We start from the raw sequence: 19,645 nt of genomic DNA, 5'->3' as shown, positions 1-19,645 counted from the left end.
CCTATGCTTGTGATTAGAAAGATTTTCGACGAGAATGGAATTGGCATGGATGGGGAGTTGGAAAGTCGGGCTGCGTGCCGCCTGATGAGAGAAAACGGGCGGCGTTCCATTCACCATCTGTTGGAGCCGCTCTTTCAACATAAAAGTATTGAGGTCAACTTTCTCCCCACCTTCGAGGTAAAGGGAGAACCCTATTCCATTCCCCGGTTTGTTTTCCGTGGTCCGAACAGCCATGACCCCATTCGCCTGGGAATTTTTGCGGCCATTCATGGGGACGAACCAGCGGGAACTTTGGCGTTGATTCGTTTTCTCCTGGATCTGGCGGAAGCACCAGAGTTGGCACAGAACTACGTAATCTGCGCCTACCCGATCTGCAATCCAACAGGATTCGAAGACAACACGCGGCATTCACGGCGCGGGCTCGACTTGAACCGGGAGTTTTGGAAATCCTCGGTGGAAGCCGAAGTGCAACACCTGGAACATGAACTGCGCTCGCTGCACTTTAATGGAATCATCCAACTGCATGCAGATGATACGAGCGATGGCATTTATGGTTTCGTACGTGGCTGCACGCTGACCAGGAACCTGCTGCGCCCCGCATTAATTGAGGCTGGAAAGGTTCTGCCGAGGAATTGCCATCCATTGATCGATGGGTTTGCGGCACAGGACTCGATTATTTACGGCAGCTATGACGGTGTGCTTGCAGCGCCAAGTGACGTGATTCCGATTCCTTTTGAAATCATTTTCGAAACGCCGCATCTGGCGTCCGTGGATTTACAGGTGAAGGCGTTGGACGTTTTTCTTCGGACGGTTCTGACTGAGTATCGCCAATTGATTTCCTTTGCCCAAAACATCTGACCCTTGCGCCGGGTTTGGAAACTTGGGCAAAAGGCCCCATGGCAGGTGCAATGACCCGGATCGATAGTTTTTGATGAAACACTATCTGTTGAGGTGCGCCCTTTTAGCCTTTGGCACCTTAAGCCCTGGTGTTGGCTCGATCCAAGTTTTTGCACAAACCCCCGACGCGCCAAATCAGAGTTCCAGCCAATCATCGGGATTGGCTGGGCAACAGGTTACAACCAATGTTCTCTCGAGCAGTCACACTTCCAGGGAAATGACCAGTGATCTGGGAATAACCGCCAAATCTTTGATGGGAAAAAATGTCGAAACCAAAAACGGAGACAGAATTGGCTCGATTAAAGACCTGGTGGTGGATACGCGCTCCGGACGTCTCGATTACGTCATCATTTCATCGGGCGGAGTGGCTCGAATTGGCGGGCATGAAAAGGCGGTTCCTCCCTCCGCCGTATCTGCTGCCACGAGCAAGAAAGATACCCTTTCGCTGGACATTACGCAGGATCGCTGGAATACCGCTCCGAGATTTGACAAGGCTCAGTTGGCAAACCTGGGAGACGCCTCGCACATGAAGCAGATGTACCAATATTATCAAAAGCAGGCACCCGCCCTTGTAAATCAACCTCCAGCCGTGCCAGCTTTGCCGCCAACCGGCCGGGCGACGGGAAGCGGTGAAACCTCCAGACCAGGTGGCAGCGTGCAATTAGCAAGTGATCTGGTTGGAAAACAAATTGTCAATCGAGAGGGTCAGGAGTTCGGCAAGATTTCCGACTTGCTGGTGGATGTAAATGGTTCAAAGGAGATTTTTGCGATCGTAAAACCCGGTTCGATGATCAAAGACGCGAACCAACAGGCTCGAAAACAAATGTACGCGATTCCTGTAGATTCTTTGAATGTCAATTCCGGCACGAGAGACAAGTTTATGACCGACATAACATTCGACCGGTTCCAGCAAGCGCGTCCATTTGATGATGTCAGCTGGCCCGAAGCTGGCGCTGCTACGGGATCAGCCGCTGTGTTTATTTATCAACCTCATTCCGACGGCGGCGCAGCCGCTGACAATACTGCCAGGAATGAAAGGGATCGTCAGCCTGGCGCGGTGACTCCTACGTCACAATCGGAATCAAAAGCGGATTTGCAGATCACGCAAAACATTCGCCGCTCCGTGATGAAGGATGATGGTCTCTCCATGACAGCCAAGAACGTCAAGATCATTACTGCCAATGGAAGAGTCATTTTACGTGGGCCAGTGCATTCAGCGCAGGAAAAGCAGCAGGTTTTTCAACTGGCCGAACAGGCGGCGGGGGCGGGCAATGTGGAAAACGATCTTGAAGTCAGCCATAGATAGGAAGATTTGAAACCGAAAGGCTTGCGCCCATGCAAACAATCGATTCGTTGGATGACATGTTTCTATTGGAAATCAAAGACCTTTACCACGCAGAGAAGCAATTAACAAGGGCTCTGCCCAAGGCAGCCAGGAAGGCAAAGTCATCGGAATTAAGATCTGCCATCGAAGAGCATCTCCAACAAACAGAAGGTCACGTAAACCTGCTTGAGGAGGTTTTTAAAATGCTCGGACAGCCGCCAAAGGCAAAGGTTTGCGAGGCCATGAGAGGCATTTTGAAAGAGGCTGAAGAAATCCTCAGTTCCAAGGTCACTCCGCCAGTCAAGGATGCGGCAATCATTGGCGCGGCTCAAAAGATCGAACACTATGAGATAGCCAGCTATCGCACAATCATGCAGTGGGCTTCACAAATGGGTCGGGATGATATTAAACAAGTGTTGGGACAAATTTTGGATGAAGAGGAGGAAACAGATCGCAAACTAAGCGAACTGGCAAAGACCAGCATTAATTCGCGAGCGCTCGCCGAGGTTTGAATTCGCCCATCTTTTAAAAATAAGCAGACTGATCACGGAACTTAACTCGGGGCCATTTTTCAAATTAAGCTTCTTTCATGGGGACGTTAAAACTGTCATTGGCACAACACCCCATAAAATGAAAGCTCCTTGTTTGTTATCTTTTATAAAGAGATTGCGGAAGGAACATGAGTTTGACCCTAATCTGGAATTCAGAATTATAGAATAGTTCGACATCCGATGAAGGAGCAAATTATGAAAGAGGAAGTTGTATATGAACAATCGGTAATACCACGGCAACCGGCTCTAAGACGGATATCGTGGGCGGCAATTTTTGCCGGATTAATCATCACCTTGGTGGTAAATCTTGTATTAACCATACTTGGTATAAGCATAGGTGCCAGTGCTGTAAGCCCCCTGTCACAGCAAAATCCTGGGCAAGGCTTCGGGATTGGTGCCGCAATTTGGTTGATAGTAACCAGCTTAATTTCAATGTTTTGCGGTGCCTGGGTCGCGGGTCGAATGGCGGGATTTGCCCGGGAAGGCAGTCTGCATGGGCTGGTAACATGGGGAACAACCACGTTGTTAACCTTGATTCTCATGACCATGGGCATTGGTGGCATTCTTAGTGGTGGGGCCAAACTGCTTGGTCAGGCCATACCTGGAGCCGGAGAAGCTGTGGCTTCAATGCAGAACGATTCTGGTGGAGCGGGCGGAATTAGCTCTGCTCTGCAGGGGGCATCCGGGGGCGGCGCGGATTCCATCAAGCAAGATATCCAGTCCGTTTCGAAAGATAACACCGCGCAAGAAAACGCCCAATTAACCGTTGCTGTTGGCAAATTGTTAAAAAGCGATGGTTCCGACCAGGAGGCCCGTCAATCCGTTGTAAACCTTCTGGTGTCAAACAACCACATGAGCCAGGACGAAGCAAACCGCACCGTGGATCGTTGGGTCCAGGATTATCAGAAAACCAAGGGCCAGGTTGAACAGAAAGCGCGTGTGGTTGGCGAGAAAACAGCCAAAGGAGTATCAATTGCCGGTTGGAGTGCCTTTGGCATGCTGGTTTTGAGTGCTATCGCGGCCGCTGCGGGAGGTGCGAGTGGAGCAGCCTCCTTCGCTCGCGCGCGCGCGTTGGATACGCCAGCAACAGTGTGAAATCCTTGAAAAGGCAGTGCATTAAAACATGACCTTCATTACAACAGGTTGCCAGGGTAAGCAGCCTGTCTAATCTTGATCACCCTCCGGGAGAAAAGTTGTGCCATACGAAAACGAAGTATTTACAGATCGAACCATACCGACAGTATTGGATCATGAAGAAATAGGAGGGAATATCGCAGCATCCTATCGAATGATCGCTGCGAAATATCGGAGTGACGATGAGATTGAAATCACCACTGACCACCATCGACATTTGAAGGAAATTCTCAGCACAATTACGTCCAGTTTTGGACGGCCTGTTTCAGCCTTGGATCTTGGTTGTGGTACCGGTCGTTACTTTCATTGTTTAAATAATATAACGCATTTGACGGGCATCGATATTTGTGAAGAAATGCTCCGCATTGCTGAAAATCCGGTACGGCAGGGAGACATCACCATAAAAGATGTCCAGCTTCGGTGCGCCAACGCTCACCTGGTGTCATTTCCTTCCCGTTCTTTTGATTTTATTTATTCGCTGGGAATGTTTGGAAATGGCTGTCCGGTCACCGTGGAAATCTGCAACAATTTTTATGATTGGCTGAAGCCCGGTGGAAAACTTTTCTTCGATGCAGTGGACATCCTCACCCTGCCCCGAGCGCGGAGGATTCGGAGGAGAATTAGAAAAACCATTTATCCATTCCTTCCCAAAACCCTCCAGATTTCACTGGATATGCGCGAAGGCAACGTTCCTTTTTGCGGGTTAAGCAAGAGTGAATTACTGCGGATTATGAGAGCCAGCCATTTCAAAAGTTTCTCTGCCACATCCCAGAAATGCATCTCACCTTTGTGGCGCGGCTACCATCTCGAGTGCACAGCCTCCAAACCGGTCAGATAAAGCGGCAAGCACATCTCGATTGGCAGCGTCGATTTCACCATTCAAATGAATTATGGAATTCAAGGAAAAGGTGGCCATTATAACAGGCGGGAATAGTGGGATCGGCAAGGCAATCGCAATCGCTTTGGCACGTGAGGGGGCAAAAATTGTCATTACCGCACGCCGCCATGCGGAAAACCAAAAAGTTGCGCAGATACTCATTCAGCAGTATGGGACTTCAACGCTGGGAATAAAAGCGGATGTCGCGAAGGAGGAAGATTGCGAACGGCTGGTTAGCGAAACAGTGAAAGCATTTGGAACCATCCACATTTTGGTGAACAGTGCCGGTGTTGGCGGAGGAGATACGATTGAAAAAACTTCCACGAAGGACTTCGATCGTATCCTTAAGACGAATTTGTACGGAACTTTCTGGTGCGCGCGCGCCGCCTATAAGCAAATGAGACGGAACAAATCAAAAAACAATGAACCGCGCGGAATGATTATCAACCTGAGTTCCGTCGCCGGCAAATTTGCGTGGGCCGGTACTGGGGCCTATAGTGCCTCGAAGTTTGGTGTGCAAGCCCTGACGCAAGCTTTGGCGGATGAGGGCAAGCAAGACAACATCAAGGTAACAGCGATTTGCCCGGCCATGGTGGCAACCCCCATGACTGGCAAAAAGGGACATGACTATTTGCAACCGGAAGATGTGGCCGAAACCGTGCTTTACCTGGCGAGGTTGTCTCCAGCAGCGTGGCCAACGGAAATTGTAATCGATCGCAAGGGAGCAGCACTTTGAAGGGCTGAGCGCTTTCGCCATGAGAGCGATGCCCTGCAAAGTTGTAGAGAGTTCGGCACCCCACCACGTTGGTCCTAAATATCTCAAGACGGTAGGGATCGGTAAATATCAAACGAAGATACGAAAATTTCCAAGCCTCCAAAGGAACGAGCCTCCGGCACCCTGGTTTCAGATAGTTTTTTCTTGCGTGTTTGCGCGGATGAGTACAACGCCGGATTACTGCGAAAACTGATGCATTTTTTCCGCGACTTGCGTTCAGCCAGACTCCTCCTACACTTCGCGGGCGATGTTGAACTTGAGCACACTCAATCCGCAGCAGCGGATGGCGGCAGAGACCATCCGCGGCCCGGTTTTAATCCTCGCGGGAGCAGGCACAGGTAAAACGCGAGTGATTACCTTTCGCATCGCCCACATGATTGAACGTGGAGTGGCACCAGGCAGCATTCTGGCCGTGACCTTCACCAACAAGGCAGCCCGCGAAATGCAGGAGCGTGTTAACAAGCTGATTCCGCGGCCATCAAAAAAATCCAGAGATGAAAAGCCTGAGCGTCCAACGCTTTGCACCTTTCACTCACTCTGCGTCAGGATCCTGCGACAGCATATCGAGAAGCTCGGCTACAAAAAGAATTTCGTCATTTATGATCAAACCGAGCAGCTGGGAGCGATCAAAAAGATTCTCAGCCAGGTTTCTGCCAAAGGGGAAAAGACTGATCCCGCGGCGATTCTGGCCATGCTTAGCAAATACAAAAACGGCGGTTCCCAGGCTGCGGCGTTTGCGGATGAAAGCATCAAAGCGATGGCGGAACATATCCGGACTCGTTATGAGTCGGCCCTGCGCGCCTGTAATGCCGTGGACTTTGACGATCTTATCCTGCTTACCTTGCGTCTTTTTGAAGAGCATCCAGATGCATTGGAAGCATGTCGCAACCGGTTTCGTTACATCATGGTCGATGAGTATCAGGATACCAACGCCTCCCAATTCAGTTTGGTGCATTATTTGACCAAGGAACATCGTAATCTATGCGTGGTCGGTGATGATGACCAGAGCATCTATGGCTGGCGCGGAGCGGAAATCAGCAATCTCCTTGATATGGAGAAGCATTTCCCGGAGGTGAAGGTGGTTAAGCTGGAACAGAACTATCGCTCCACAAATGTAATTCTTACGGCCGCAAACGCGGTCATCAAAAATAACCTGCGCCGACGTGGCAAACAGCTTTGGTCAGACAAAGGTCAGGGAACCAAAATCACGCTGCATACCTTTGAAAGCGATGAGGCGGAGGCGAAAGCAATCGTTGAACAGATCGAATTCAAGCGACTCGCCAGCCGCATTCCATGGTCCCAACAGGCCATCTTATTCCGCACCAACATTCAATCGCGCGCCTTGGAAACGGCATTGCGCCAAGGCCAGGTACGATATCATCTGATTGGCGGACAGAGTTATTTTGATCGGCGTGAAATCAAAGACTTCCTTGCTTATCTAAAGCTATTCATCAATCCAAATGATGATATCAGCTTGCTGCGCATCGCCAATGTGCCAGCACGTGGCCTGAGCGATGTCACCATGGAACGGCTGTTGGCTGCCAGTCATGAGCGCAAATGTTCGGTTTACGAGGCGATGAAGAACCCGATGGTTACCACCAGCTTTCTAACCAGAACGCGGGAGAGTATTGAAGAATTCGTAAAGTTTGTGGAGGAAACACGGGCACCACTGAGCAGTGGCCAAAGCATGTCATTAAAAGTCTGGGCTGAAAAGTTTTTGACCGAAACAGGTTATTTGGAGGAATTGCGGCGTTCAGAAAAGACGGCTGAGGCCGCCGATAACCGCGTTCGGAACCTGAAGGACTTAACCGGCATACTGGACGAAGACAACCACACGATCGTGGCCGGGCCCGATGGAACTCATCAACCGGTGTTGACCAATGATCCGGCGGATCGGCTCCAGACGTTCCTTGAAGAATTGACGCTGGACAGCGAGCGCAAAGAGGAAAAGGAAGCCCAAGGTGAAGCAGTCACTTTGATCACCATGCACAGTTGCAAAGGTTTGGAATTCCCACACGTTTACATTGTGGGTCTGGAGGATGGCTTGCTCCCCCACTCCCGTTCAAAGGTTGAGGGAACCCTAGATGAGGAACGCCGGTTGTTTTACGTTGCGATTACCCGCGCCATGCAGACGCTCACGATCAGCTATTGCACGGGCCGCAAGAAGTATGGCCAGGTAATGCCGTGCCACCCCTCCGGATTTCTTAAGGAACTGCCGGAAGAACTAGTGGAATTGGGGGATGAAAAAGCCAAACAACCGGTCACCGTGAACACCGGCAAAAATTTGTTCGATGCCATGCGGTCGGCACTGGATTAAAGGCCGCATCAAACACCAGTTTTCAGCCGGGCTATGGAGCGAGCGAGATTTTCGCGAGCCTGGTTCTCGTATTTCTGATGGAAACATTCTGTTGAATAAATCCGGGGGCGCTTCACGAATATTTCAAGAATTCTTGATCGGCCTTCGATGAAAGCTTTCGACTCCACCCAGTTGTACTCCTGACGAATTTGGAACTCGTATTCGTCAAACTTCTCTGCCGATTGCCCTAAAATGGACAGGTCCACATCCACGAACAGTGCCGCGTCAGGGTCAGCAGGCATCGCAGCGTGTTTGGTGGCGAGGATCAAGTTGGAGACAGTTTGAATTAAGGAAGCGGGGATGGCGGCAGACTGCATTACGTCAACGGCCAGTTCCGCGCTCAGCTCTTCATTGTCTTTAGCGTGCGTGTCATAAACGGCATCGTGAAACCAGATCGCGAGTTCGATGGCATCCGGATTGGAGGCGAGAGATCGTAAGGAACCAAATTCGAGAAGGCATTGCTCGATGTGAGCAAAGTTATGATAGGCGCGGTGAGGTTCATGATAGCGTTTGAAGAGATCCTCATAAATAACCGAGCCATCGCCCTGCCCGCCCAGGCGTTGCCAAAGTTCGGACCACCTACTTTGACTTGGATTGGCCATGGTAGTTTTTTACGAGCCGATCGAACACGGCCTTGGGCACATAATCCTTCACAATCTTCTCCCAGCCTTCCGGACCGATAAGACCTTTAACCATACTTGAGCTGACCTCAGCAATCCCGCGGGGTGGCATGAGAAAAATCGTGGTAATCTGTTGATCCAGATCACCGTTGATATTCCGCATGACGCGTTCGTATTCATAATCGGTTTGAGAACGCACCCCGCGCAGGATGAAATGGGCACCAATCGATTGCGCGTAGGAGATCAGGAATTGATTGGAAAAGCAGTCAATTTTGATATTACGAAATTGCTTGGTGGAACTGCGGAGCATTTGCAAACGGTCTTCGAGGGTAAACGCGTATTGCTTATCTGGATTGTCGCCGATGGCCACCACCAGTTCGTCAAACAAACTGGCCCCCTGCTCAATCATCCAAACATGTCCGACCGTCAGTGGGTCAAAACTGCCAGCGTAAACTGCCGACCTTCCTGCCTTCTTCATAACAGGAGCATATCCGCAGCCTGGCCTCAAAGAAAGAATAATGCTGCAACCTGTTTAGGTTAAGACGGAAGCAGGGAATTACCCCATGCCACTTTATTACACAGGAGTTCATAGTCAGAGCATGGCAGTTTTGTCGGCCAAGCGCGGTTTCGATATGCTTGAGTTGAAGTTTCGGAGGCGATTCCACGCTCGAAGGACGTCGACACATTGTTCGAATAAACCTGCCGAAGGAATCCAGCCATGAAAATCGCGCCACATTATCTCAAACGTTACAAAGATATTGCCATGCTTTTGCTTAAGTACGGAAATACCAGCATGGTGTCGAAATTCGGTCTCGATGATGCTCTGGAGGACGAGGAACGTGTGGAGGCAGCACAACCAGCGTCTGAGGAGGAATTGCCCAATGATTTAGAGGCGATGGGACCGACATTCGTGAAGCTTGGACAATTGCTGGCAGGTCGTCCGGACTTATTACCTGAACGACATTTAAAAGCGCTAAGCCGCTTACAGGATAAAGTGAAACCCTTCTCTTATGCCGAAGTGGAAGAAATCGTCGAGAGCGAGTTGGGGGTAAGAATCTCCAAGGCATTTACACGATTTGATTCGGAACCGATTGCCGCGGCTTCGCTGGGCCAGGTTCATCGAGCCGAACTTAGAGACGGTCGTCCGGTGGTGGTGAAAGTTCAACGTCCACATATCCGCAAGCAAATTTCGGAGGATTTCGCGGCGTTGCAGGAGATTGCCAATTTCTTTGAGCGCCATACGAAGTTGGGACGGCGGTATCAAATGGTCAGGGTATTGGAGGAATTTCAGAAGACTTTGACCAATGAACTGGATTACGAGCGCGAGGCTTCCAACCTGAAAACCCTCGGACAGAATTTAAAGAGGTTTCAACGCATTCAGGTTCCACAGCCGATCGCTGATTACACGACACATCGCGTGTTGACCATGGAACGGATCGAAGGAAAAAAAATCACTGAGCTTTCCCCTTTGATACACCTGGATATTGATGGCTGCGTTCTGGCTGAAGAGCTCTTCAAGGCTTACTTGCAACAGGTGCTGGTGGACGGGCTATTCCACGCCGATCCACACCCGGGCAACGTATTCCTGACCAATGATTTCCGGATTGCCTTGCTGGATTTGGGGATGGTGGGGCATATCGCCCCAAGGTTGCAGGATAAATTGTTAAAACTTCTCATTGCTGTGAGCGAGGGGCACAGCGAAGAGGCGGCAGACATCGCCATCGAGATCGGGGAAACTTCCGAGGAATTCAACGAAGTGGATTTTCGCCGGCGCATCAGTCAATTGGTGGCGGACCAACTGGATAACACGCTTAAACAAATTGATGTGGGACAAACGATACTGGAGTTGGGCCGAAATGCCGGCGAGAATGGTTTGTTCGTGCCGACCGAATTGTCGGTTTTAGGAAAGACACTGCTCCAACTCGATCAGGTCGGGAGGATCCTGGATCCAGCCTTTGATCCGAACGAATCGATTCGCCGCAATGCGGGCAAGCTGATGAACCAGCGGATGAAGAAAACTTTTAGCGAAGGCAAGATACTCTCGTCGGCCCTGGAAATGCGGGAGTTTGTGGGAGCGTTGCCGGCCCGACTCAACAAATTCATGGATACGGTGGCAGGCGCAGAGTTTAATCTAAAGGTAAAGGTGCCGGAAAGCCACCTCTACCTGGAAGGATTCCAGAAGGTGGCAAATCGAATCACGACGGGTCTAATACTTGCGGCCCTGATCGTGGGTGCGGCGCTGCTGATGCAGGTGCCGACCACGTTCAGAATCTTTGGGTATCCCGGATTGGCGATCCTTTGCTTCCTGAGCGCGGGCGGTGGTGGATTGTGGCTGGTTTGCAGCATCGTCTGGCAGGACCATAAGAGCAAGGAAAAGGCCCGCAAAGAGCGACGGCTGCAGCAGTAGGACTCCACCTCTTCCGTCCCAAGAGTCGACGGTTCAGCCTGAGCAAGCGATATAAATTAAACAAAACAGCCGCCCGGCTTTCCGGGCGGCTGCCTTTCGTTTAGGGTGAATCTGAGTCTGGTTTACTTCTTCTTTTTCTTCGGAGCCGTTTTGGCGGCTTTCGCCTCACTGAGTGCAGCTTGCGCGGCAGCCAGGCGGGCAACAGGGACGCGGAAAGGCGAACAACTGACGTAGTTCAAGCCAATCCGATGACAGAATTTGACGGAATCCGGATCGCCACCGTGCTCACCGCAGATGCCCAGCTTGATGTCAGGGCGGGTCTTGCGACCGAGTTCGACAGCCATTTGCATAAGCCGGCCGACACCGGTTTGATCGATGGAAGCGAACGGATTCTTCTTGATGATTTCCAGTTCGCCGTATTTCGGCAGGAAGGAGCCGGAGTCGTCACGGCTCATACCGAGCGTAGTCTGAGTGAGGTCGTTGGTGCCGAAGCTGAAGAACTGGGCGTCCTTGGCGATATCATCGGCCACAAGTGCGGCGCGAGGAATTTCGATCATGGTGCCGACCAGGTAGTTCAACTTGGTCTTCTTTTCCTTCGCGACTTCCTGAGCAACGCGGTTGACCACGTCGATCTGGAGTTGCAGTTCCTTCGGGAAGCCGACGAGCGGGATCATGATCTCGGGCTTGACCTTGATACCCTTCTTCTGCACTTCGACGGCGGCTTCGAACACCGCACGGGCCTGCATTTCGCTGATCTCAGGATAAGCGATGCCGAGACGGCAACCGCGGTGACCGAGCATCGGGTTGAACTCATGGAGTTCAGCGACACGCTTGGCGATCTTTTCCGGGGTGACACCGATCTTTTCGCTCAGGTCGCGGATCAGGCTGCCTTCGTGCGGCAGGAATTCGTGCAAGGGCGGATCGAGGAAACGGATGGTGGCCGGGAGGCCTTTGAGTTCCTTGAAGATACCGATGAAATCCTCGCGTTGGTATGGGAGCAACTTGGCGAGAGCCTTCTTACGATCTTCAGTGTTCTCGGCGAGAATCATTTCGCGCATGGCGTCGATGCGATCGCCTTCGAAGAACATGTGTTCCGTGCGGCAGAGACCAATGCCGGAAGCGCCGAACGCGATGGCGTTGGCAGTCTGGTCCGGAGAATCAGCATTGGTGCGAACCAGCAGCTTGGTGGCCTTGGCGCACCAGTCCATCAATTGCTTGAAGTTACGGAAGGTGGCGCTGTCCTTGGCGTCCAGCGATTTCTCGACGAGCACCTGAACGATTTCAGAAGCGGCAGTCTTGAGTTCGCCGGCATAGACTTCGCCGAGGGTTCCGTCGATGGAGAGGTAATCCCCTTCTTTGAACTCCTGACCGTCGACAATGAGAATCTTGTTGGCATAGTCGACATGCAGCGCACTGGCGCCGCAAACGCAAACCTTACCCATTTGACGAGCAACGAGCGCAGCGTGCGAGCTGACACCACCGCGAGCGGTGAGGATGCCTTCAGCGGCGATCATACCGCGAAGATCTTCCGGAGAGGTTTCGACGCGAACGAGGAGAACCTTTTCCTTGGCTTCAGCAGCGAGAACGGCGCGGTCAGCATTGAAATAGATACGACCGGAAGCAGCACCAGGACCGGCGGGCAAGCCCTTGGCGATTACCTTGGCGGCCTTGACAGCGGCGCGGTCGAAGACAGGCGCGAGCACCTGATCGAGTTGTTCAGCAGGGACGCGAGTGATGGCGGTTTCCCAGGTGATAAGCTTTTCCTTGACCATTTCGACAGCGATACGAACAGCCGCGAGGCCGGTGCGCTTGCCGTTACGGGTCTGGAGCATGAACAATTGGCCGTCTTCGATGGTGAACTCGAAGTCCTGCATGTCCTTGAAGTGGCTTTCAAGCGTCTTGCGGACTTTCTCGAGTTCAGCGAAAGCCTTGGGCTGCTCATTCTTGAGCAGGGCAACCGGTTCAGGAGTGCGAACGCCGGCAACGACGTCTTCGCCCTGGGCATTCATCAAGAATTCACCGTAGAACACTTTTTCGCCGGAAGCAGGGTCCCGAGTGAAAGCGACGCCAGAACCGGAGTTCTGACCGGTGTTACCGAATACCATCGCCTGCACATTGACAGCAGTTCCCCATTCAGATGGGATGCCGTATTTGCGGCGGTAAACCATGGCGCGGTCATTCATCCAGGAACCGAATACAGCGCCGACAGCGCCTTTCAACTGGTCCCAGGGATTATTGGGGAAAGCCTTGCCGGTGCGGTCCTTGACGAGGGCTTTGAAGCGATTGACCAACTCCTTCAAGCCTTCGGCATCAATCTTGGTATCTTCAACGTGGTGTTGGCCGGGGAACAACTCTTCCTTCAGTTGGTCGATGACGATTTCGAATGGTTCGTGATCTTCACCGGGGCGCTTTTGCACGCCCATGACGACGTCGCCATACATCTGGATGAAGCGGCGATAGCAATCCCAGGCAAAGCGAGGGTTGCCACTGGCTTTTTCGAGCGCGATGACCGTCTGGTCGTTCAGACCGAGGTTCAAAATGGTGTCCATCATGCCGGGCATGGAATCGCGGGCACCGGAACGGACAGCGACGAGGAGGGGCTTGTTCAGGTCGCCGAATTTCTTGCCAAGGATCTTCTCCATGTTGGCGACGCCGGCTTCAACTTGGGCCTGGAGTTCCTTGGGATAAGTCCGCTTGTTGGCGTAGTAATAGGTGCAGACTTCAGTGGTGATGGTGAATCCCGGAGGCACTGGAAGGCCGATACGGGTCATTTCAGCGAGATTGGCTCCCTTGCCGCCCAGGAGGGCTTTCATGGAACCGTCGCCGTCGGCTTTCTTATTGCCGAAGATATATACGTATTTTGCTTTAGCCATAAATTGTGTTTTTCGGACACCGTCGTTCAGTTTTCTGGGGAAAAACCGCGAAAATCTGAGGCGGCGAGGGTAACAAAGGGAAGGTAAGTGTCAACGGCTGAGTTGAGAGTTTTGATGGGGATCGGCAAATGGAGCCAAGTTAAGGAATTTCCCCCGCTTGAAAGAGGGGCAGTTCAGAGGAAATTTTAGATGTTATGGCGAACAGAGTTCCAACCAAACTCTATAAATTTACTTCATGGGCACCGATTCTAAAACAGGAGGGAAACGGCTATGTGCTAAAGCAGGCCACTAGGGAAGCTTTGGAAGCCGGTTACCTCTATTTCTCACTGCCGGACGACTTTGACGATCCGCAGGACATCCAGCCCAGGAGAGAGTTGGCGGGAGCCAGCTCAACCATCCCTTCCCGGCAGCCTCAGACATTTGCAGGAGAACGTCAGTGCGCGAATGGAATGCCGGACTTACGACAGGAGTTTAACCCCAGCAACCACAAGGAATGGAGAGGGGCCGTTGAAGAAGAGCACAAGCATTCGCGGATGTTTTGTTTAGCGGAGAACTGGAACAATGAATTAATGTGGGCACTCTATGGAGAGGATCATCGCGGGATTTGCCTGAGTTTTGATGCCAAACATCCTTTCTTTGAGACTTCCCGCCCCATCCGATATTCCGAAGTGCCAATGGAACCACTGGCCTATTGCAAGTCCAAGGTCTGGGCCTTTCAGGAGGAATGGAGATTGGTTTTACCGGGCCCTGAACCGCAGAAAGTCCCCTTCCCCAAAGAAACCTTGCAGGAGATTTACCTGGGATACCGGTTCGAGGAATCGGAACTGGAGGAGCTCAAAAACGTTCTGGTCAAAGGTGGATATTCGGTCACCCTACTCCAAGTTCGACGGATACCACAGACTTTTGGATTCGATACGGTAAAAATAGGAGAAGTGCATCCGGAGAATGCACTTACTCCCTGACAAAACTGTACCGAATGCCAAAATTAATTTCCGAAAAAAGAACCGGAATGAAAGGAGCCAATAAGCCTGATCAAAGGGGAGACTGAAAAAGTCATGACCTTGGCGATGAGGAAATTCATCACTCGTTGGGAGGGTGCTTTTGATTTGAGGCGGCGTTGTCGGCCTTGCCGTTATCTTTCAGATAGCACCTGCGGCCTCGGCCATGATGCCTCAAACCAAAATCCCTCCTGCCATTCGCAAATTTCTCTCGGCATTCGGTATAGACATCAAAGGAAGTTTGCCTTGCCCGCTTCCATCTGCTGCTGCAAGGCTTGGACTGACCAGAGGCGTTCCTCATACGTGACAGACTTGGAGTAGAAATGTTCCACCCGCAGGCGTAGAGCGCGGTGGCGGGGACTAAGAGATGCGATCTCGTAATGTGCCGCCATGGGCACAACCCTGAGTTTCGGAAAGGATTGTTCCTGAAGCCATTCAAGCACCTCGAAACCGTTCTTGCGGGGCATCATTAGATCGATCAGCAAAACGTCTGGAAATGGGTAACGTTGGCGGTCCGAATACTCACCGCGGCCAGCCAGATAGTTAATTACCTGTTCACCATCAGCCACTTCACCAACGACTTGAAAGCCGGAGGCGGTGGTATGAAACGCATCCTTCAATAGCCAACGATCGATCTCCAGATCGTCAGCAATCAACACTGAAAGCTTCGGTTTCATCCGAGGCGCGACGATGGGCTTCTTTTTAGAGGATTGTGATGCACGAGCCTGCAAGGTCCGCTTTCGGCGGGTTGCGGGGCGCTGTTTAACGGCGGGTTTCCGCCGATTTCTGCTTTTTTTCCGTGGACTCATAGTGATTAGTATCCCGTCATAAGACGGAGAAGATGTTGAGTCAGTTAAAAGAGCTTGTCAGCAGGCGGGAAGATGAAACCTTTGCAGGCGTCTGTCCTACAGGGTTTAGGACAAAGTCCTTACGGCCCGGATCGGCTGGAACTACAAAGGTGAACTTTGAGGCGGTGCGTTGGAACACCAGGACCTGGTTGTTTAATTGCTAGCAAACGCGCAAAATCGATTTTACAAACCTCTGGCGGAGGACTAGTCTGGGGTCACCAGTCCACGAAACAAGTTCGAGCTTACTATGAAAAGCGATCTCTCCATCCCTGATTCATTTCAAACTCAAAACCGACGCAATTTTTTGGCGCGACTGGGGCTGGGTGCGGTGTTGTTTACAGTCCCCGGAGCATTTGCCGCTGAACTGGTGCGAACACCGCGGCAGACTGAAGGACCATTTTACCCGGACAAACTGCCTCTCGATACTGATAACGATTTAATCATCGTGAATGATTCAATCACTCCAGCGCTGGGCGAGATTACGTATTTGAGCGGACGGATTCTGGATGCTCGCGGCGAGCCGATTCGCAACGCGACAGTGGAAATCTGGCAGGTGGACAGCAAAGGGGTTTACCTTCATACCGAGAGCAGCAGCCACGCTGACCGGGACAAGAATTTTCAAGGTTTCGGACGATTTCTGACTGGCTCGACCGGTGAGTATTTGTTTCGCACGATCAAACCGGTGGCCTATCCAGGTCGGACACCACACATCCACTTTGCAGTCAAGCTGCCCAAACAGGAGAAGTTTACGACGCAATGTTACATTCAAGGCGAAGCGAAGAATGAGAGTGACATGGTGTTGCGAGGCATCAAGGATGCGGATGCCAGGAAGTCGGTGATCATTCCATTCACTCCGATCAAAGGAGCGAAGGTGGGAGAATTAGCAGCGAAGTTTGACATCGTGATGGGTTTTACGCCGCAAGCATGAGTAGTAGTTGGAAGTTCAAATCAAAAGGGTAATCAATGAAGAAATTGATATTGGGAATTGGTTTAGGGTTGGTGGTGGCATTTACAAGCCAGGCGCAGGAGTGGGCCAAGGCGAAGCTCGAGAAATCGCCGCGACATGGCGAATGGGTAAAGATAAAGCAAGGCAAGCGCGAAGTGGAATCCTTCATCACTTATCCCGAGGTGAAAGAGAAGGCCACAGCAGTCGTGGTGATACACGAGATTTTTGGATTGAGCGATTGGGCGCGAAGCGTCACCGATGAACTGGCGGAGGCGGGTTACATTGCGATCGCTCCTGACTTGCTTTCCGGTCTTGGACCTAAAGGCGGCGGCACGAGTGAACTCGGAGGGAGCGATGGCGTGCGCAAAGCGATCTTCTCCCTGCCCCCGGATCAAATCACGGCGGACCTGAATGCCGCGGTGGATTATGTCTCCAAACTTCCGTCGTGCAATGGCAAGGTTTTAGTAATGGGATTCTGCTGGGGCGGCGGGCAATCGTTTCGGTTTGCCACTAATAATAAGGAGATCAAAGGCGCCATGGTATTCTACGGAACCGGACCAGAGGACGAAAAGGATATCAAGCGCATATCTTGCCCCGTTTACGGATTTTATGGCGGAAACGATGCACGGGTGACTTCGACTGTTGAGCCGACCAAGGCCTTGATGAAGAAAGCGGGCAAGCGGTTCGAGCCGGTGATTTATGAGGGTGCGGGTCATGGTTTCATGAGAGCGGGTGAAGCGCCTGATGTCAGTGAAGGTAACAAGAAAGCCCGCGACGAAGCCTGGAAACGCGTAAAGGAGATACTTAAAAAATCCTGAACATTTGAACGATATCGCTCCCCGACCGGCTGTATTTACGAAAACATTGCCTCGAAGGATCCTAACATCATGACCTCACCGACTCCGAGGTGAAAATCAGCGCCGGCGAGTACCGCCAAAAACTGAGCCCATCAGGCCGCGAACGATCTCGCGGCTGACAGTGCTGCCCATCGTGCGGGCAGCGCTCTTCACCACAGTGGTCATCAGATCATCCGCTGGTCGCCCGCGGGTTCGGCGAGGCGTGCCGGGTGAGGTTTCAGTGGATGTGGATGCACCAGTCACGCTTTCGAGCAGCGATTTGAATATGGAAGGTTTTGGTTCGGAGCCCTTGCTGGGCTGAGGGGCTGGTGTGGGAGCCGCTGCATGAGCATTCGACAAACGTTCGTAGGCGGACTCACGATCCACAGCTTGCTCATAATGTCCATGGAGGAGCGAGTTTTGAATCAACTCCTGGCGTTGATCCGGCCGAATCGGACCAATCTGACTGCGCGGCGGATAGATGAGGGCGCGTTGAACCACCGCCGGCTGACCCTGCTCATCCAGGAATGAAACGAGGGCTTCGCCAACGGCCAGTTCGGTCAGCACAGCAGCCGTGTTGAGTTTTGGATTGGAACGGAAGGTTTCGGCAGCGGCGTTCACCGCCTTTTGATCGCGTGGAGTGAACGCCCGCAAGGCATGCTGGACGCGGTTTCCCAGCTGACCGAGGATGTTGTCAGGAATATCGCGCGGATTTTGCGAAACGAAGAAGACACCCACGCCCTTGGAACGGATCAAGCGAATGACCTGCTCAATTTTCTCGAGGAGCACCGGCGGGATATCATTGAATAGCAGATGCGCTTCATCGAAGAAGAAAACCAGTTTTGGCTTTGGAAGATCTCCTACTTCCGGAAGCCGTTCGAAGAGGTCGGACAATAGCCAGAGCAGAAATGTCGCGTAAATTTTGGGCGACTGCATCAACTTGTCGGCGGCGAGAAGGTTTACCACGCCATGGCCCTGGGAATCGGTCTGGAGGAAATCGTCGAGGTTGAGCGCAGGTTCGCCAAAAAACTTGTCCGCACCTTGCTCTTCCAGTGCGAGAAGGTTTCGTTGGATGGCACCAATGCTGGCACTGGAAATGTTACCGTATTGAGTGGTAAAAGTGGCGGCATTTTCACCGATGTAATGCAGCATGGCACGCAGATCCTTGGAATCGAGCAGCAGCAGTCCATTTTCATCAGCGATACGAAAGACCAGATTTAAAACACCGGATTGAGTGTCATTCAGCATGAGGAGCCGGCTGAGAAGCAGCGGGCCGAGTTCACTGATGGTGGCACGGAATGGATGCCCGGCAGTGCCGAAAACATCCCAAAACGTGACAGGACAACCGGCGAATGAGAAGTCCGTCAACTTCAATTGACGGATACGATCCTGAATTTTGTTGTTGGACTGACCGGGCTGGCTGATGCCGGAGAGGTCCCCTTTCACATCCGCCATGAAGACGGGAACACCCAGATTACTAAAGCTTTCAGCCAGGCGTTGGAGCGTGACAGTTTTGCCGGTGCCGGTCGCGCCAGCAATGAGACCGTGACGATTGGCCATTTGCGGGAGCAGATACAGCTCAGAGTCTCCCCGGGCGACAAGAATGGGTTCGGGAGCATTCATAGTGGAGCTAGTCACATGGGATGCAAAGCGGGTTGCACTGGACCGGTAAAACACCTTGCTGATTCATGATACACCCTAGCTCAAACGAAGTCGCATTCAAGCGGGCGTAAGAGAAGTGAAGGGCGAGAATCCTGAATCTAAAGAGATTCGGCCAGGGACTTTTCTTGTTACTTGTTGAATTTAACGGTTGGCTGCACTGTCCAGTCTTTCGGTCAGGCAGTTGCGAAGAAAGGATTTGAGCCAACCCGATCAAATGAACATATCTACATATCAAGATAGGTTGATTTTATGCTTTTCTTCGCAGTGTAAAGAGGTTACACTCTTGTCTGTGAATCAGAACATCAAAACGAAGCGTTGGGAGCAATTGGAAGCGTTGTTGCGGGAACGAATTGTCATCATCGACGGCGCGATGGGGACGATGATCCAGCAATACAAGCTGGATGAAGCGGCCTTCCGTGGAGATCGTTTTCAGAATTGGCACAAGGACCTTAAGGGTAACAACGATTTGCTCAACGTGACGCGACCGCAAGTTATCCAGGAGATTCATCGGAAGTACCTGGAGGCCGGTGCGGACATCATT

17 protein-coding genes are annotated in these 19,645 nt (G+C 51.9%); 12 read left to right on the top strand and 5 right to left on the bottom strand.

Going from position 1 to position 19,645, the window contains the following annotated elements; genetic code table 11:
• Positions 1-3: 3 nt before the first annotated feature.
• The 7 genes from CFLAV_RS00085 to CFLAV_RS00055 all read left to right on the top strand — a co-directional run bounded on the left by CFLAV_RS00085 (position 4) and on the right by CFLAV_RS00055 (position 7,875).
• On the top strand, positions 4-858 hold the full coding sequence (locus CFLAV_RS00085; protein ID WP_007412522.1) for a M14 family metallopeptidase: 855 nt from the start codon (positions 4-6) through the stop codon (positions 856-858).
• A gap of 73 nt (positions 859-931) precedes the next feature.
• Positions 932-2,203 (top strand): PRC-barrel domain-containing protein, encoded by a 1,272-nt coding sequence (locus CFLAV_RS33765; protein ID WP_007412521.1) that lies wholly within the window; start codon positions 932-934, stop codon positions 2,201-2,203.
• 29 nt (positions 2,204-2,232) lie between these two features.
• Positions 2,233-2,733: a ferritin-like domain-containing protein gene (locus CFLAV_RS00075; RefSeq protein ID WP_007412520.1), complete on the top strand. Its 501-nt coding sequence runs from the start codon at positions 2,233-2,235 to the stop codon at positions 2,731-2,733.
• A gap of 234 nt (positions 2,734-2,967) precedes the next feature.
• Positions 2,968-3,867, top strand: a complete 900-nt coding sequence (locus tag CFLAV_RS00070; protein WP_007412519.1) for a hypothetical protein — start codon at positions 2,968-2,970, stop codon at positions 3,865-3,867.
• A 193-nt stretch (positions 3,868-4,060) separates the two neighbouring features.
• On the top strand, positions 4,061-4,744 hold the full coding sequence (locus CFLAV_RS00065; RefSeq protein WP_007412518.1) for a class I SAM-dependent methyltransferase: 684 nt from the start codon (positions 4,061-4,063) through the stop codon (positions 4,742-4,744).
• A gap of 52 nt (positions 4,745-4,796) precedes the next feature.
• Entirely contained in the window at positions 4,797-5,519 is a 723-nt protein-coding gene (locus CFLAV_RS00060) for an SDR family oxidoreductase (protein WP_007412517.1), read from the top strand.
• Positions 5,520-5,805: 286 nt separating this feature from the next.
• Complete coding sequence (locus tag CFLAV_RS00055; RefSeq protein WP_007412516.1) at positions 5,806-7,875, top strand: ATP-dependent helicase; 2,070 nt, start codon at positions 5,806-5,808, stop codon at positions 7,873-7,875.
• 8 nt (positions 7,876-7,883) lie between these two features.
• Here the strand turns inward: CFLAV_RS00055 and CFLAV_RS00050 are convergent, their stop codons facing one another.
• Complete coding sequence (locus tag CFLAV_RS00050) at positions 7,884-8,516, bottom strand: HD domain-containing protein (RefSeq protein WP_007412515.1); 633 nt, start codon at positions 8,514-8,516, stop codon at positions 7,884-7,886.
• The gene (gene coaD, locus CFLAV_RS00045) at positions 8,494-9,012 is read right to left on the bottom strand and encodes a pantetheine-phosphate adenylyltransferase (protein ID WP_007412514.1); all 519 of its coding nucleotides are present in this window, start codon (positions 9,010-9,012) and stop codon (positions 8,494-8,496) included. The genes CFLAV_RS00050 and coaD overlap by 23 nt, the downstream gene beginning before the upstream one ends.
• Positions 9,013-9,252: 240 nt before the next feature.
• Here coaD and CFLAV_RS00040 point away from each other — a divergent pair, with 240 nt between their 5' ends.
• Positions 9,253-10,941, top strand: coding sequence for an ABC1 kinase family protein (locus tag CFLAV_RS00040; protein WP_007412513.1), 1,689 nt, complete (start codon positions 9,253-9,255; stop codon positions 10,939-10,941).
• A gap of 122 nt (positions 10,942-11,063) precedes the next feature.
• Here the strand turns inward: CFLAV_RS00040 and ppdK are convergent, their stop codons facing one another.
• Positions 11,064-13,814, bottom strand: a complete 2,751-nt coding sequence (gene ppdK, locus CFLAV_RS00035; protein ID WP_007412512.1) for a pyruvate, phosphate dikinase — start codon at positions 13,812-13,814, stop codon at positions 11,064-11,066.
• A gap of 194 nt (positions 13,815-14,008) precedes the next feature.
• Here ppdK and CFLAV_RS00030 point away from each other — a divergent pair, with 194 nt between their 5' ends.
• Positions 14,009-14,776, top strand: coding sequence for a DUF2971 domain-containing protein (locus CFLAV_RS00030; RefSeq protein WP_007412511.1), 768 nt, complete (start codon positions 14,009-14,011; stop codon positions 14,774-14,776).
• A gap of 266 nt (positions 14,777-15,042) precedes the next feature.
• On the opposite strand, the gene CFLAV_RS00025 is transcribed toward CFLAV_RS00030, so the two are convergent.
• Complete coding sequence (locus tag CFLAV_RS00025) at positions 15,043-15,489, bottom strand: response regulator (RefSeq protein WP_007412510.1); 447 nt, start codon at positions 15,487-15,489, stop codon at positions 15,043-15,045.
• Between the two features lie 418 nt (positions 15,490-15,907).
• On the opposite strand from CFLAV_RS00025, the gene CFLAV_RS00020 reads away from it, so the two are divergent.
• The gene (locus tag CFLAV_RS00020) at positions 15,908-16,588 is read left to right on the top strand and encodes a dioxygenase family protein (RefSeq protein WP_007412509.1); all 681 of its coding nucleotides are present in this window, start codon (positions 15,908-15,910) and stop codon (positions 16,586-16,588) included.
• 35 nt (positions 16,589-16,623) lie between these two features.
• Complete coding sequence (locus tag CFLAV_RS00015) at positions 16,624-17,424, top strand: dienelactone hydrolase family protein (protein ID WP_007412508.1); 801 nt, start codon at positions 16,624-16,626, stop codon at positions 17,422-17,424.
• A gap of 96 nt (positions 17,425-17,520) precedes the next feature.
• Here the strand turns inward: CFLAV_RS00015 and CFLAV_RS00010 are convergent, their stop codons facing one another.
• Positions 17,521-19,065 (bottom strand): helicase HerA-like domain-containing protein, encoded by a 1,545-nt coding sequence (locus CFLAV_RS00010; RefSeq protein WP_007412507.1) that lies wholly within the window; start codon positions 19,063-19,065, stop codon positions 17,521-17,523.
• A gap of 328 nt (positions 19,066-19,393) precedes the next feature.
• Here CFLAV_RS00010 and CFLAV_RS00005 point away from each other — a divergent pair.
• A partial coding sequence (locus tag CFLAV_RS00005) for a homocysteine S-methyltransferase family protein (protein ID WP_040546300.1) occupies positions 19,394-19,645 on the top strand: 252 nt, incomplete at its 3' end.

The organism is Pedosphaera parvula Ellin514 (assembly GCF_000172555.1).
Lineage (GTDB): Bacteria > Verrucomicrobiota > Verrucomicrobiia > Limisphaerales > Pedosphaeraceae > Pedosphaera.
Note: the sequence above shows the minus strand (reverse complement) of the source record. Positions and strands in the feature narration are given on the sequence as shown.